Annotated in this window: 15 protein-coding genes; 7 read left to right on the forward strand and 8 right to left on the reverse strand. The window is 55.2% G+C overall.

Features of this window, described 5'->3' with window-relative positions:
- Nucleotides 1–62: 62 nt before the first annotated feature.
- Nucleotides 63–818 carry a substrate-binding periplasmic protein gene (locus SADFL11_RS01565; RefSeq protein WP_040450785.1) on the forward strand — a complete coding sequence of 252 codons (756 nt, stop codon included), beginning with the start codon at nt 63–65 and terminating at the stop codon, nt 816–818.
- A gap of 58 nt (nt 819–876) precedes the next feature.
- On the opposite strand, the gene SADFL11_RS01570 is transcribed toward SADFL11_RS01565, so the two are convergent.
- Nucleotides 877–1,557: a thermonuclease family protein gene (locus tag SADFL11_RS01570; RefSeq protein ID WP_134852866.1), complete on the reverse strand. Its 681-nt coding sequence runs from the start codon at nt 1,555–1,557 to the stop codon at nt 877–879.
- Between the two features lie 208 nt (nt 1,558–1,765).
- Here SADFL11_RS01570 and SADFL11_RS01575 point away from each other — a divergent pair, with 208 nt between their 5' ends.
- The 5 genes from SADFL11_RS01575 (at nt 1,766) to SADFL11_RS01595 (ending at nt 5,534) form a co-directional block, all read left to right on the forward strand.
- Nucleotides 1,766–2,629, forward strand: a complete 864-nt coding sequence (locus tag SADFL11_RS01575; protein ID WP_040450784.1) for a DUF6159 family protein — start codon at nt 1,766–1,768, stop codon at nt 2,627–2,629.
- 133 nt (nt 2,630–2,762) lie between these two features.
- A complete protein-coding gene (locus SADFL11_RS01580; protein ID WP_008192782.1) occupies nt 2,763–3,365 on the forward strand; it encodes a superoxide dismutase in 603 nt (200 codons plus the stop codon).
- A 225-nt stretch (nt 3,366–3,590) separates the two neighbouring features.
- Nucleotides 3,591–4,049, forward strand: a complete 459-nt coding sequence (locus tag SADFL11_RS01585; protein ID WP_008196267.1) for a c-type cytochrome — start codon at nt 3,591–3,593, stop codon at nt 4,047–4,049.
- A 41-nt stretch (nt 4,050–4,090) separates the two neighbouring features.
- The gene (locus SADFL11_RS01590) at nt 4,091–5,023 is read left to right on the forward strand and encodes a c-type cytochrome (protein ID WP_008197319.1); all 933 of its coding nucleotides are present in this window, start codon (nt 4,091–4,093) and stop codon (nt 5,021–5,023) included.
- 34 nt (nt 5,024–5,057) lie between these two features.
- Nucleotides 5,058–5,534, forward strand: a complete 477-nt coding sequence (locus tag SADFL11_RS01595; RefSeq protein WP_008194601.1) for a GNAT family N-acetyltransferase — start codon at nt 5,058–5,060, stop codon at nt 5,532–5,534.
- Nucleotides 5,535–5,646: 112 nt separating this feature from the next.
- On the opposite strand, the gene SADFL11_RS01600 is transcribed toward SADFL11_RS01595, so the two are convergent.
- The 3 genes from SADFL11_RS01600 to SADFL11_RS01610 are packed head-to-tail and all read right to left on the reverse strand — an operon-like array spanning nt 5,647 to nt 6,595.
- A complete protein-coding gene (locus SADFL11_RS01600; RefSeq protein ID WP_008194738.1) occupies nt 5,647–6,030 on the reverse strand; it encodes a RidA family protein in 384 nt (127 codons plus the stop codon).
- A 23-nt stretch (nt 6,031–6,053) separates the two neighbouring features.
- Nucleotides 6,054–6,275, reverse strand: a complete 222-nt coding sequence (locus SADFL11_RS01605; protein ID WP_008196244.1) for a DUF2798 domain-containing protein — start codon at nt 6,273–6,275, stop codon at nt 6,054–6,056.
- Nucleotides 6,272–6,595 (reverse strand): putative quinol monooxygenase, encoded by a 324-nt coding sequence (locus SADFL11_RS01610; protein ID WP_040452273.1) that lies wholly within the window; start codon nt 6,593–6,595, stop codon nt 6,272–6,274. Before SADFL11_RS01610 ends, SADFL11_RS01605 begins: the two co-directional genes overlap by 4 nt.
- A gap of 99 nt (nt 6,596–6,694) precedes the next feature.
- Here SADFL11_RS01610 and SADFL11_RS01615 point away from each other — a divergent pair, with 99 nt between their 5' ends.
- Nucleotides 6,695–7,615 carry a LysR family transcriptional regulator gene (locus tag SADFL11_RS01615; RefSeq protein WP_008194116.1) on the forward strand — a complete coding sequence of 307 codons (921 nt, stop codon included), beginning with the start codon at nt 6,695–6,697 and terminating at the stop codon, nt 7,613–7,615.
- Nucleotides 7,616–7,701: 86 nt separating this feature from the next.
- Here SADFL11_RS01615 and SADFL11_RS01620 read toward each other — a convergent pair whose 3' ends face one another.
- From SADFL11_RS01620 to SADFL11_RS01635, 4 genes are all read right to left on the reverse strand, one after another.
- Entirely contained in the window at nt 7,702–8,070 is a 369-nt protein-coding gene (locus SADFL11_RS01620; protein WP_008189683.1) for a hypothetical protein, read from the reverse strand.
- A 236-nt stretch (nt 8,071–8,306) separates the two neighbouring features.
- Complete coding sequence (locus SADFL11_RS01625; RefSeq protein ID WP_008190830.1) at nt 8,307–9,371, reverse strand: hypothetical protein; 1,065 nt, start codon at nt 9,369–9,371, stop codon at nt 8,307–8,309.
- A gap of 373 nt (nt 9,372–9,744) precedes the next feature.
- A complete protein-coding gene (locus tag SADFL11_RS01630; protein WP_040452271.1) occupies nt 9,745–11,337 on the reverse strand; it encodes an ABC transporter substrate-binding protein in 1,593 nt (530 codons plus the stop codon).
- 116 nt (nt 11,338–11,453) lie between these two features.
- Nucleotides 11,454–13,538: a S9 family peptidase gene (locus tag SADFL11_RS01635; protein ID WP_008191557.1), complete on the reverse strand. Its 2,085-nt coding sequence runs from the start codon at nt 13,536–13,538 to the stop codon at nt 11,454–11,456.
- Nucleotides 13,539–13,573: the final 35 nt, after the last annotated feature.

Genomic DNA, 13,573 nt, shown 5'->3' on the forward strand with positions numbered 1-13,573 from the left:
TGCGCTTTCCAGACAGTTCCGATTACCCGCGGTGTAATACGGAGCATAACCGAGAGAATTTGATGCGCTGCGCATTGGCCTTAAGTGCCTTCATCATTGCAACGTCTTCGCTGTCCTTTGCGTCTGACACGCTGAGGCTGACCACGCTCCACTGGCCACCGTATGTCGAAGAGTCCGGTGAAGGGCCGAATACCAACACGGTGAGGTCAACGTTTGCGAGGGCTGGAATAGAGGTTGATGTTCAACTGTTTCCCTGGAACCGCGCAATCATGCTTGCCGCTGACGACCCGAACTGGATCGGTGTCTATCCAGAGTATTATTCGGCTGACATAGACGCGGAAGCGAGCGGAGACCGATGCCTGTTTTCACGACCTTTCGGTAACAGTCCTGTTGGGTTTCTGACACCATCAAACAGCTCTTTCGACTGGGATACCCATGATGACTTGCGATCCTACGTCATCGGCGTTGTCCGCGGCTATGTGAATGAGGCAAAGCTCGATCAGATGATTGCAGACGAGGACATCGTGGGCGAACTGGCGGAAAACGATACCCAGAACATTCTGAAGGTCGCAGCTCGGCGGGCTGATGCTATCGTAATCGACAAAAACGTCTTTAATTATTTGAAGGCCGAAGATGCCGGCGTGGCCTTCGTGGCCGACAGTTTGCAATTTCACGAAAAGCTGCTGATCAATCACAGTCTTTATGTGTGTTTTGAGAACTCATCAGCCGGCCGCGAAGCACGGGAGTTGTTCAATCGCCATCTCACAACGTCGGGCGACGAGGGCCAATCCGACCCTGGTCTGCCGAATACGCAATGACAACGTGAAACCAGCCTTGGCGGTATGACTTCAGGGCCAGAACGCAGAAATAGCTGCCTTAGCTCATCGGTGAACGCCAGCCGGCCGCAACCGCCTCTTCTTCAGAGCAGAACCATCGTTCTCCGGCTGCCTTGTTGATCCGGGTCCGGCTGTAATGCGGCGACCATGGAGTGTGGTAGATCCGTCCGCGTGCGGAAATGTTCCCCTTGATTGGACAGCCTTCCGGTGCCTTTGACCCTGCGACTTGCCATTTTTGCTGCCTGAAGTCCCAAGGGGCTTCAGCAATGCCCGCCCAAAGACCTTCGCCATTCAGCCGCGCCATTTCCTGTTCGGTCCGATAGGCATCGGAGTATCGCAAGAACGCATACGCCTGACCATCTGCGACCATTGCCTGGTTCAGGTTCTTTCTGCCGGAAAAACAGGTGGCGAGTTTCCGGTCGTAGGCGTCTGTTTCATCACCCCTGCACGTGACATCACCTTGCATGATCAGCGATTGCAGGTGCTCCTTGGCGGTTAGGCCGCATCGATAGCTTTTGCCCGAAGACGTGAGGCAGGTTTGGGCTAATTCGGGCGCATCAATTCCTTCAAGGCGTACACGCTCTCCGTTCAAGACGAGCGTGTCTCCGTCAACAACCCGAACATCAGCCGCCTGGACCTGTTGGGGCTGCGACGCCGCGATAATCGTAAAAGCAAACAGCCACAGGGCTGGCTTCAGCGTGCCATGAAAAACACTGCCCATCTTGGAAAGACTCAACGAATCAAATGGTGTAACTGACGGAGTCTTGCCTTGGTCGCACCGTTAGAACAACAAACTCGACCGCCGAATCGGCCTTTGCCTGTGGATGGACGCAAACAGATCTGAAGTGTGAAAGCCCTGTCTTTGGGTTTCCTTAACGGAAGATGTGGTTACGTACACTGTCGGTTTGAACGGTGGAACGGAACCACGCATGATCGAGAAACTGGAACGCGCCCTGGCGCTTGGGGCGGCTTGCTGGAAAGTGTTGCTCCTGGACAAGGAGATGCTCTTCTTTCCGATCATGAGCGCCTTGGCACTTGCTCTTGTGATTGGGTCCGGAGGCTGGGCGATTTACACAACGCCTGAACTTCAAGCTTTTTTCCAGAGCATCTTCGACAGCGAACAACCGGATCAGGATCCGCGGTTTTGGGCGCTCATGTTCGTTTTCCTGTTCATCAACTACTTCATCATGATCTTTTTCAACGCAGCGCTTCTTGGCTGTGCCCTGATCCGGTTCGCCGGGGGAGATCCGACGGTCATGGACGGTCTCAGCCTGTCCATGCGCAGACTGCCGCAGATCCTGCTCTGGGCTTTGGTGACCGCATTTGTCGGTTGGGTACTGCAGCTTCTTGAAAGCCGGTTGAAGGGGCTAATGCGCTTTTTCATCAACTTGCTCGGGGCCGGTTGGGCTGTTGCCACGTATTTCGCCGTTCCGATTTTGGTGGTGGACGGTGTTGGTCCGGTGACTGCTATCAAGCGGTCAGTTCAAGCTGTTCGAAAAACCTGGGGCGAGGCGCTGATCGGGCATATAGGCTTGGGGGCTTTGAATTTCCTGGTCTTGATTGTGGCGATGCCGATCCTGATGCTGGGGATCTTTTCTTTTGAGCAAAACCCGGCTTTGGGCAGTGGTTTGGCCACGGTGGGCGTGACCCTGATCCTGGTCGGGTCTCTCGTCGTGACAACACTCAGCGCCATCTTGCGGGCCGCGCTTTATATCTACGCCGTCGAGGGTGAAATGCCGCTCAACTTCGATTCACGCTTGATCCGGAACGCGTTTCAGCCGGACAAGCGATAAAACAAAGAAAATTTTTCTTTATTTTCAAAACGCGCCTTGCCGAGCGCAGGTGACGAACCTATTTTGCGGCTCAACACGGTACGCGGCCGTTTTGGTCAGCACCGCTGTTCATAGAACACATGAGGAGTTTGCCATGTCTTTTGAATTGCCTGATCTTCCGTATGCTTATGACGCTTTGGCCCCGTATATGTCTGCAGAAACCCTCGAGTTTCACCACGACAAGCACCATCAGGCCTATGTCACCAAAGGCAATGAGCTGCTCGCCGGCAGCGGCCTGGAAGGCAAGTCCCTGGAAGACGTCGTGAAAGAAAGCTTTGGCAAGAATGCACCGCTCTTCAACAACGCCGGTCAGCACTACAACCACATCCATTTCTGGAAGTGGATGAAGAAAGACGGCGGCGGCACCTCTCTGCCGGGCGCTCTGGCTTCTGCCATCGACAGCGACCTTGGCGGCTACGACAAGTTCCGTGCGGACTTCATTGCAGCGGGCGTTGGCCAGTTCGGTTCTGGTTGGGCATGGCTTGCAGTCAAGGACGGCAAACTGGAAATCATGAAGACTCCGAACGGTGAAAACCCGCTGGTTCACGGCGCAAGCCCAATCCTGGGCTGTGACGTTTGGGAGCATTCCTACTACATCGACTACCGCAATGCGCGTCCCAAGTACCTGGAAGCGTTCATCGACAACATGATCAACTGGGACTACGTCCTGGAGATGTACGAAGCCGCAACGAAGTAAACCTTCGCTACTGAGACGTTTCAGCCCCCGGCCTCATTCGAGACCGGGGGCTTTTTTGTCTTCGGTAGACGTTTGCGCACTATTTCTTGATAACGGTTGTTACATTTCAAAGCTTGCAACGCTCGCAACTTTCCGCTCCCCTAGGTTTATGCGGCTGCCGGGATGGACGCTCCCACACGCAGATCCGCTTGAGCAAAGCTGAGACCTGTCAGTGAGGAGAGGACCATGCGGACCATTTCGAAGTGCATTTCCATTGTTTCGATCGCGATTGCAGCCAGCCTTGGGGCGGCCCAGGCGGACGATGATCCAATTGGTGACCGGCAGGCGATCATGTCGTCCGTTGGTGCAGCTGCTGGCCTTGGCGGCGGCTTGATGAAGGGCGAAATCGCCTATTCGCCTGCTGCCGGAAAAGCGGCGATTGCCGCAATGCGCGCAGCCTCCCTTACTTTTGGAGACTATTTCCCGAACGGATCAAACACGGGCGACACTGAAGCTGCTCCGGCGATCTGGGACAACCGGGCCGGATTTGATGCCGAGATCGCGAAGTTCGCTGCTGCAACGGGCACGGCGATGGAAGCAGCCGGACGCGCTGGACCAGCTGATCTCGATGCTTTCAAAGCGGCGATGGGGCCAGTCTTTGGTACATGCAAGTCGTGCCATGAAGGGTTCCGGGTCAAGAACTAGGATTTCCGGGATCCATTATTCGGGGTGAGGGGAGAACCGTCATGAAAAAGCTCTTGCTGTTCGTGATTGTGCTGGGCGTTGCTGCGGCGCTCACGGGCTGGTTTCTCTCCGCCCCAACCCGTTTGGACGAAAACACAATTGCCAATCTCGGACCGGGCGATCCCGGCAATGGAGAGCTTGTGTTCTGGGCATCTGGATGCAGTTCCTGCCACGCCGCGCCTGAGGCGAAAGGCGACGACAAGCTGAAACTCGGCGGCGGGCTGCGTCTTGAAACCCCGTTTGGCGTTTTCGTGGCACCAAATGTCTCACAAGACCCGAATGACGGTATCGGGAATTGGTCAATCGCTGATCTGGCCAATGCGATGACACGCGGGACATCTCCTGATGGCCGGAATTACTACCCGGCCTTTCCGTATGCCTCTTACGCCCGGATGGATCTGGCGGACATCAATGATCTCTTCAGCTTCATGAAGACCCTGCCAGCTGTCGGCGGAGATGCCGGGCCGAATGAGCTCGCCTTCCCTTTCAACATCCGGCGGGGCGTCGGGCTTTGGAAACGAATGTTCCTCGATCCAGCGCCGGTTGTTGCAGCAGCTGTCAGTGGAGAGGATGTGGATCCCGCAATTTGGGAGCGGGGACGGTATCTCGTGGAAGGCCCGGGTCATTGCGGGGAATGCCATACGCCGCGCGATCTTGCTGGCGGCTTGATCCTTTCCGACTGGCTGGGCGGTGCACCGGCTGCAACGGGTGAGGGGCGGGTGCCGAACATCACCCCTGTCCCGGGGGGATTTGGCAGCTGGAGCGCATCCGACATTGCCTATTACCTGGAAAGCGGATTTACACCGGATTACGATTCTGTTGGCGGGGAGATGGTGCCGGTACAGGAAAATATGGCCCGCCTTCCGGCCTCCGACCGCGAGGCGATCGGGGTTTATTTAAAAGCAATCCCGGCTGTTTCGGACGCTGCCCAATGATAGCGAGTTGAACTGGACGAGATTTTTTCCCTGCATGACTGATTTTACCGTTACGGACGCTGATCCGTCCCGCGACCTTGAAGACGTCAAACGGTTGTTCCGGGCCTATGTGGACTGGCTTGGCATTGATTTGTCGTATCAAGGCTTTGAGGAAGAATTGGCCACGTTGCCCGGCAATTATGTTGCGCCCGCCGGGGCACTGTTGTTGGCGAAGACAAGCTCTGATGTGTCGATCGGCTGTGTGGCTCTGCGGCCCATGGCTGAGGAACGCTTTTGCGAGATGAAGCGTTTGTACGTGGCGCCGGAGGGACGGGGGAGCGGGATTGGCTCCAGCCTGGTGTCAGCCGTTCTGGCACGGGCTAGAAGCGCAGGCTATCGGTATATGCGGCTGGACACACTTCCCACCATGGAAGGCGCCATTCGTTTGTACAAGGATGCAGGGTTTGTGGAGATCCCGGCCTATTATGATACGCCCATTAAAGAGACTGTCTTCCTCCAGTGTAGTTTGTAAAGCCGCCTCTGAATTATGCTGCTCCGGCAACGCAGTATGATGGCCGCATTGCCGGTTTTGATTAGGTGCCCCGGACACTGCGAGACCAAACCCGCCGTAGCGGCATGGGGACTTAGGTGGGTTGCACTGCGAACACTGCCTCTATTTCCAGCCGGAGATCAGGTGAAAACAGCTCCTTTACAAACACAAGAGAACTGGCCGGCACGTTTTCGCCGTAGCGGTCTGTGAGCACCTCTCTGATTTCTGGAATGTCGGCCGGATCCACCGCGAAGATCGTAACCTTGAGCAAGTGCTGCAGGGATGTGTTGCAGCTCTCTGCAAGAACAGAGAGTTGGTCCAAGATGGAATGCGTCTGCGCCGCGGCTCCTTCGGACTGGCTGTTTGAGCCAAAGGCCGTCAGCCCCGACGTATAGAGCGTATCGCCGTGGATCACGGCATGACTGTACGGTCCGGCGACCGGGCCGAGTTGTTCGATGTTTTGACGAATTGGAAGCATTGAATCTCTCATAGCTGCGGTGCCTAACGTGGTATGCGCTGCGTGATGTAGGTGGTGGCGTTTTGGACAAACGGGCCAAAGCAGAATGCAATTGCGGCGGCGGCCGGCCATGCCAGCCGGAACGCAGACATCCATTGACCAAGGAAAGCGTCGCTCCAGCCGAGATTGATCAGGGTGACCCAACAAGACATCAGAAACGACAAGAAGAAGGACATCAAAGCGGTTGAGATCACGCGATGTCTCATGCGTGCGCCTTGATCGCATCGGCGAAGGTCTTGTCTCCAATTTCTCCGAGCGCTTCGATGTGCCTTACCTCCGTGAGGTTTTGAGCCAGATAGCCTTTCGTGTGGTCAGCTTCGAAATGCGCAGCCAGGGCGTCCGGATTGGTCCAGCACTCCCACAAGGTGAACTTTGTTGGTTCTTTCAGGTTCTGGCGAATTTCAAACAAAATGCAGCCCGGTTCTTCGCGCGTTTGCGCAACCAGCTTTTGAAGCTCGGATTCAACCTGCTCAAGCTTCGAACCCTCGGTCATTTCGATACTGGCGCTGATGAAATAGTGGCTCATGATCATCTCCTGATTTGTTTGGGGACAGGAGAGGTATATGAATTTCACTTTTCATGATAAATACCGATTATCGACAATTTAAATTCCGAAAATGAAATCATGCTTGATGATATTGCGCTCTTTGTACACGTCGCCCAAGCCCGCAGCTTAACGGGTGCCGGTGCAGCGCTGAGCTTGCCGGCTGCGACCGTCACCAGACGATTGCAACGACTGGAGGACAAGCTCGGGCATCAACTGGTTCATCGCTCCGCCCGCAAATTCGGACTGACTTCTGAAGGAGAAGCATATTTTCAGGCCTTTGCCGGCATCGTGGAACAGGCAGAGGTCACCGCGCGCAACTTGAGCGCCGAGATGCACGAACTCAGTGGGCCCCTCGTTGTGGCTGCGCCGACCAATATATCTGTCGGTGCCCTGCAGCCAATGTGGACCGCCTTCATGAGACGCCACCCTGGCATTCGCCTGGACTTGCGATTGAGCAATTTCAATATCGATTTGCTGGAAGACCGTATCGATCTGGCTTTAAGAATTGGCCCCCAGCAGGATCAGCGTCTTTATCAAAAGAAGATGGGATCTATTTCGACAGCGGTTATGGCAGCGCCGTCCTATCTTGAGGGGGGCAACATGCCGGAAGGCCCAAACGATCTTGAGCGGCATGCTATCATCGCCGTCCGCACGATCCCGGCCTGGCGTTTGAGCCACAAGTTGACTGGCAGCACTTGTGTGTTGCATCTCAAGGGGGATGTGATTGTTGATGATATCGCGCTGGTCCGTCAGTTTGCAGAGGACGGGTTTGGCGTGTGTCTTTTGAGTGTGACTGAAGCTGCCGAGCCGTTGGAGCAGGGCCGATTAAAGCTTCTCCTGCCGGACTGGCAGGGCCAGCAACGGGATATCTACGCTGTCTGGCCAACCGGTAGGCTTTTGAGCGCACGTGCTAAGTGTCTGCGGGAGTTCATGCGGATCTATCTAGCCGAAAGACCTGTGTTTCAAGGACAGCTGCCCACGGTATCAACTTTGATCTAAGCGGTCAGATCATGCCGCCGCAGAGAACTGATCTTGCACATTTTCCGACAACGACAGGACATAGTGTGGCAGATCAGCTGATCATATCAGGCCGTGTGGGGCTGGCAGCGAAAGTAGGGCTGATAGTCGATGTAACCGCTCATCAGGGTCAGAAAAGCCTGGCACTCGTCCCGCGTCTTAAAACAGGCTGTCCGGGCGACTGGGAAAGGCTCTCCCCAGTTCGCTGCTCGGCCGCCGGCAAACCCTTTCCAACCGCTGCCCTGGAACGTGCGGCAGTCATACTGAGTTCCAGATACGACCGGAATGCTGCCGCGGTCGGTATTATAGGTCGGTGCAAAAAGAATATCTGAAGGCGACTGGATCTGGCAGGCACTTAGGGCGAATGCGAGGGTGCAGACCGCAATGAGCCCTAGTCGGTTTCCGGCATTTCGAGTTTTACTCACAAAATTCGGCATAAAGACCTCTGGCAATCGCGGACGGCATCTCTGTTCAGAGATGTCTTTAAAATCAGAGTTCTGTCGTACAAAGATCTGATCGAAACGTCAAAAGCTATTGTGGGGGCAAAATCCGATATGACCAGATTGTTGGTTTTCTGAAATGCGGCAACGGACCGATGGTTTTGCCACCGGTCCGTTCAAGGAAAAGGCAGATCTTCCAGAAGAAATGAATTCTGCGGAGTGGTTCGCTTCTATCAGGTCAGCCAGTCGGACGGCGGAACGTTGAAGTCGAACGGATTGTCCAGTCCCTGATCCACGTCATCCCAGGCCTGGTAGTGACCGTCTTCCTGCAACTGCAGGAAGATCGCTTCCAGTTGAGCGTTCAGGATTTCCATACCGCCCCAAGCATCACCCATGCCGGCAGCAAATTTCTGGATCTCGTTGTAGAGCCCGTCCGGAATTTGGTTGAAGTCAATCTGATCCTGGTCGGAGAACATAAAGAACAGCTCGTCTTCAAACTCGTAAGTCCGCTCGGCGCCGTTCATGTAGACGATTTCGCCTTCAAACATCACCGACAGTGTCATTTCATACATGCCGAAATCGTTCAGTTCGAGCTCAATTCCGAGTTCGAAGGCCATTTCGAATTCTTCAATGCCATAATCGAAGGCCTCACCATAGATTTCAAGCGCCTGCTCGTATCCGAACGCAGTCATGATCGGGTTGCCGTTGGCGTCGAAGGCTTCGGCCTGGATTGTCATCCCGGTTTCGACAGCCATCTCGACATAAAGCTCCCGGAAGGCATTGTCGTAGAAACTGCCTTCAAATTCATGCGCAATGCCAGCCTGATACTCCACCGCGACTTCTTGGCCGTTGAAATTGATGGTCTTGATTTCTGTCGTGCGTTCTTCGGCCAGCGTGAGGATGTTAATCTGTCCGTACTCCGTGGTGTACTTGTAGTTTTCCATCTCGAGGCTGAAGTTAACCTGTTGCTCGCCGGAGCCTGCCTGGACATCGACCTGGGAACTGAGACCGCCCTGCGGCCCTTCTGCAAGGTCGCCGGTCGGAAGATTGTCTTTACCGTCCAGATTGTAGGGGTCCAGGTTCAAGAATGGCAGATCGTTGAACTCGACCGGACTGGTCGAAACATCCAATGCGTCCGGCACCGTCCAGCCGAGTTCATCCAGATCGGTCATGAAGAGAGCGGTGTTGGTGGTTCCGTTCTGATCACCCGGCGGCCCAGCCGGGACATAGAGGTCTATCGGCATGACTGGCGCGGTGTTGATTGAAAACGGCAGGGGATGGGTAGGCTGGTAAGTCATTGTTTTGCTCCTCCGCAAGGACCATCGTTTTGGACACTGTTGTCCGGTGGTGACGGTTACGATTTGGTCGTGATCGGAGAAGATTTCAAATTAAACTGTCGTCATTAAATGCCTGTAATATTTATATTATTCTTTGTAATCTCTAATCTATATTTCGTTATCCGAATAAATATTCTGAAGAAATATTGGAGAAGAATTGTTGTTATTTGACCGGAAGGAAAAATACCGGCGCGAGCGGCGCCGGTATGTTTTATAAGTCTTGGATGTTGAGCAGAGCATCGGGCGTTTTGTTAGAAGCGCCCAAAGATGCTCGGCTCCTTTCGAAACGATCAGCTTTGGGCGCTCAATCGATTTCGATTAAGCACCCGCTGATCTAGTTGACTGTAATCCAGCGCAGCATCAGGAAATTATCGGCCCGCTGGGTCAGATCGACCGTGTCCTTGGAGCCCCACAGCAGAGGCTGGATGTGGAGCGGCACGTAGACCACATCGTCGCGAACGGTGAGAGCGATCTCATCCAGCATTTGCTGTCGCATGGCCGGATCAATCTCCCGCTGGATTTGCGGCAAGAGCGCATCCACCTGCGGATTTGAGTAGCCGCCAAAGTTCCAGCTGCCGAGCTTCTTCTCATCATTTCTCGTGGTGACGAGGAACCGGATTGGGTGTTCGGCGTCGAAAGTTCCGGGTGACCAACCCAGGAGATACATGTCGAAATTGCCGGAGCGAAGTTCTGGCCAGTAGCTGCGGACCGGCATGGCATTCAACTCGGCGCGCATGCCTGCCTGCGTCAGCATCGCCGCCATTGCCTTGCACAGCGCTTCATCATTGATATAGCGGTCGTTGGGGCACATCAGTCCGAAAGAGAAGCCATCCGGATAACCAGCTTCGGCCAGCAAGGCCTTGGCAGCAGCTGGGTCATAGCCAAACCGGTCTGAGGCTGCGGAGCTGTATCCTTTCATTTGCGGGCTGACGAGTTGCGTTGCCAATTCCGCGCTGCCGCGCATGATCTTGTCGATCATGGCTTCGGTATTGATCGCCATTTGCACCGCTTTGCGAACCCGAACGTCCTGGAAGGGGTTTTTGCCGGTCGTTTCCTTGGAATACTTCAAGGTGTCGTGGGCGTGCCCGAAGCCGAGCATGATGACCCGGGCTTCAATGCCCTGATGCAGTTTCAATCCTAGCTGATTGGCGACCCGATTGACGTCTTGAACCGGAACCGGATTGATCAGATCGACTTGACCGGAGAGCAGTCCAGAAACTGCCGTCGCCGGATTGGCGATTGGCAAGAAGGTGGCCTTGGTGAGATTGTGCTCCTTGGTATCCCACCAACCATCAAACGGTTGCAGCACGGTCTCGACGCCGGGTTGCCGGCTGACGACCTTGAACGGCCCCGTGCCGTTTGTGTTCAGCGTGGCGTAAGTTTCTGCATCCTTCGCGGGAAGGGCGGCATCATTTGCTTCGGCCCAATCCTTGTCGAGGATCATAAAGTTTGCGATGGAATCGGGAAAGATCGGGTCGGGGGCGTGGGTCAGGAAATCGACCGTAAAGTCATCGACGACTTCAACGCTTTTTACCGGAGCAAACCAGGATGCGGTGTCTGAGGCTTCGGATGAAGCGCGTTGGTAAGAGAACAAGACATCTTCAGCGGTAAACTCAGCTCCATCATGAAACTTCACGCCTTTGCGCAAGTTAAAGCGCCATCCGTCCGTTCCGATTGGCTCCCAGCTCTCGGCAAGGGACCCCTCGATGTCCATGGACTTGCCGCGCCTGACAAGACCTTCATAGACATTATTCAAGAACCCGAGCACCGGTGCGGAGTTGACTGCATGCGGGTCCATTGTCTGCGGATCGGTCGGTGATGACCAGCGCAGTTCAGCAGCCTGAGTCACCGAGGCAGACGTGAGAAGGGCGGCGGTCAGCGTGAAACTGGCGGTGCGCCGAAGCCATCTGGACGATGTACGGGTCATGATATCCCTGCTTGTCATTATGAAGTCACTCCGATCACACTAAGCGACTTCACGGCCAAAGAAAAACCGGATCCGTTTCCGGACCCGGTAATAGTTTCACAAGACTGTGAAGAGGCTTACACCTTGCCGGTCACCTGAAGCGCAAAGGCTTGCACGAGGGCGACTTCCTTCAGCCGGTCAAAGCGTCCCGATGCCCCGCCATGACCTGCGTCCATGTTGGTTTTGAGCATTACGAGACTGTCACCGGTTTTCGTTGCGCGCAGCTTGGCAACCCACTTGGCTGGTTCCCAGTAGGTCACACGCGGATCGGTCAGACCTGCAAGGGCGAAGATCGGCGGGTAGTCCTTGGCTTCGACATTGTCGTAAGGCGAATACGAAGCGATGTACTCATAGGCCGCTTTGTCGGTGATGGGGTTGCCCCACTCCGGCCATTCCGGCGGGGTGAGGGGCAATGTGTCATCCAGCATGGTTGCCAGCACATCGACAAACGGGACTTCGGCAACGATGCCGCCGAATTTCTCCGGCGCCATGTTCGAGATCGCACCCATCAGCATACCGCCGGCCGATCCGCCTTGCGCAATGATGTTCTCGTAGCTTGTGAAGCCTTCCTTGACCAGATGATCAGCCGCCGCGATGAAATCTGTAAAGGTGTTCTTCTTGTTCTCCCGCCGTCCGGCCTTGTACCAGCCGAAGCCTCTTTCCTTGCCGCCGCGGATATGGGCGATGGCATAGACAAACCCGCGATCGACCAGCGAAAGACTGTTCGTATTGAAGCTGGCAGGGATGGAAATGCCGTAAGACCCATAGCCATAGAGCAGGAGTGGGGCCGAGCCGTCCAGCGGTGTGTCTTTCCGGTAGAGAATTGAGACCGGTACCGTTTCGCCGTCAGCCGCCGGTGCCATCAAGCGCCGGGTGACGTAGTCATCGGCCTTATGGCCGGAGGGCACTTCCTGTTCCTTGCGTAAGGTGCGTTCGCCCGTTGCGACATTGTAGTCGAACGTTTGTGACGGCGTCGTCATTGATGAATAGGAAAAGCGGATGGTCTCGGTGTCGAATTCATACCCTCCAGACAATCCCAGCGAATAAGCTTCCTCGTCAAAGGCGACATAATGTTCGTTGCCGTCTGCAAGGTTGCGGATGACGATCCGCGGCAAGCCATCTTCCCGCTCCAAACGGGTCATGAATGTCTTGTAGACGCAGTGAGACAGGATCAAACACCCGGCCTTGTGCGGCACCTGATCGCGCCAGTTTTCACGGCCTGGAGTGGCTTTCGGAGCGGTCACGATCTTGAAGTCTTCCGCGCCGTCGGCGTTGGTCAGGATGTAAAGCGTGTCGCCATGGTCATCGACGGAATACTCGATGCCGGTTTCGCGAGCAGCGATCAGGGCGGGCGCTGTTGTGGGCTGATCCGCCGGGATCATCCAGATTTCGGATGTCTCGTGATCATGAATGTCGATGACAATCGTGTCGCCGGACTGCGTTTTGCCGACGCCCATAAAGAAGCCAGGGTCTTTTTCTTCGTAGACGAGCACATCTGTTGCTGTGTCCGTACCAATTTCATGGCGGAACAGTTTGGACGGTCGGTGGTTGGCATCAAGGCGGATGTAAAAGACATATTTGCTGTCCGCGCAGAAAACACCGCCGCCGCTCGTGTCTTCGATGACATAACCGGTGTCTTTGCCCGTCTCTAGATTGCGGAACTGGAGGGAGTAATACTCAGATCCCTTGTCGTCGTAGGCCCAGGCCAACAGCTTATGGTCCGTGGAATGGCTGGCGCCGCCGATCTTGAAATAGGCTTTGCCGTCGGCTTCCTTGTCACCATCCAGCAAGATAGTCTCTTCACCACCATCGCGCGGTGTTCGGTAGAAGATCGGCTGCTGTCCGCCCGTCTTGTATTTCAGGCTGTAGGCATAAGGGCCATCAGGGGAGGGAACCGCGCTGTCATCTTCCTTGATGCGGCCTCGCATTTCGGAAAACAACGTTTCCTGCAACGCTTTCGTCGGCGCCATTTGCGCCTCGTGATAGGTGTTTTCCGCCTCAAGATACGCCCGGATGTCCGCATCTAGCACACTGGGGTCTTTCATGACCTCCTGCCAATTGTCGGCCCGCAACCAACTGTAGGCGTCTTGCCGGGTAATGCCGTGGGTTTCAATTTGAACGGGGCGCGCTTCAGCGCGTGGAGGGAGCGTGTCGTTTTTCATGAAATCGGAGGTAAGGTGTTTGCCCGGTCAAGGCA

Source organism: Roseibium alexandrii DFL-11 (genome assembly GCF_000158095.2).
GTDB classification, from domain to species: Bacteria; Pseudomonadota; Alphaproteobacteria; order Rhizobiales; family Stappiaceae; genus Roseibium; species Roseibium alexandrii.

Excerpts from the sequence above, each read along its gene's own strand:
- SADFL11_RS01595 (WP_008194601.1), top strand. The coding sequence starts at position 5,058 with ATGACTGATTTTACCGTTACGGACGCTGATCCGTCCCGCGACCTTGAA.
- SADFL11_RS01620 (WP_008189683.1), bottom strand. The coding sequence starts at position 8,070 with ATGCCGAATTTTGTGAGTAAAACTCGAAATGCCGGAAACCGACTAGGG.
- SADFL11_RS01565 (WP_040450785.1), top strand. The coding sequence starts at position 63 with ATGCGCTGCGCATTGGCCTTAAGTGCCTTCATCATTGCAACGTCTTCG.
- SADFL11_RS01605 (WP_008196244.1), bottom strand. The coding sequence starts at position 6,275 with ATGAGACATCGCGTGATCTCAACCGCTTTGATGTCCTTCTTCTTGTCG.
- SADFL11_RS01610 (WP_040452273.1), bottom strand. The coding sequence starts at position 6,595 with ATGAGCCACTATTTCATCAGCGCCAGTATCGAAATGACCGAGGGTTCG.
- SADFL11_RS01585 (WP_008196267.1), top strand. The coding sequence starts at position 3,591 with ATGCGGACCATTTCGAAGTGCATTTCCATTGTTTCGATCGCGATTGCA.
- SADFL11_RS01580 (WP_008192782.1), top strand. The coding sequence starts at position 2,763 with ATGTCTTTTGAATTGCCTGATCTTCCGTATGCTTATGACGCTTTGGCC.
- SADFL11_RS01575 (WP_040450784.1), top strand. The coding sequence starts at position 1,766 with ATGATCGAGAAACTGGAACGCGCCCTGGCGCTTGGGGCGGCTTGCTGG.
- SADFL11_RS01590 (WP_008197319.1), top strand. The coding sequence starts at position 4,091 with ATGAAAAAGCTCTTGCTGTTCGTGATTGTGCTGGGCGTTGCTGCGGCG.
- SADFL11_RS01570 (WP_134852866.1), bottom strand. The coding sequence starts at position 1,557 with ATGGGCAGTGTTTTTCATGGCACGCTGAAGCCAGCCCTGTGGCTGTTT.
- SADFL11_RS01625 (WP_008190830.1), bottom strand. The coding sequence starts at position 9,371 with ATGACTTACCAGCCTACCCATCCCCTGCCGTTTTCAATCAACACCGCG.
- SADFL11_RS01615 (WP_008194116.1), top strand. The coding sequence starts at position 6,695 with ATGCTTGATGATATTGCGCTCTTTGTACACGTCGCCCAAGCCCGCAGC.
- SADFL11_RS01600 (WP_008194738.1), bottom strand. The coding sequence starts at position 6,030 with ATGCTTCCAATTCGTCAAAACATCGAACAACTCGGCCCGGTCGCCGGA.
- SADFL11_RS01635 (WP_008191557.1), bottom strand. The coding sequence starts at position 13,538 with ATGAAAAACGACACGCTCCCTCCACGCGCTGAAGCGCGCCCCGTTCAA.
- SADFL11_RS01630 (WP_040452271.1), bottom strand. The coding sequence starts at position 11,337 with ATGACCCGTACATCGTCCAGATGGCTTCGGCGCACCGCCAGTTTCACG.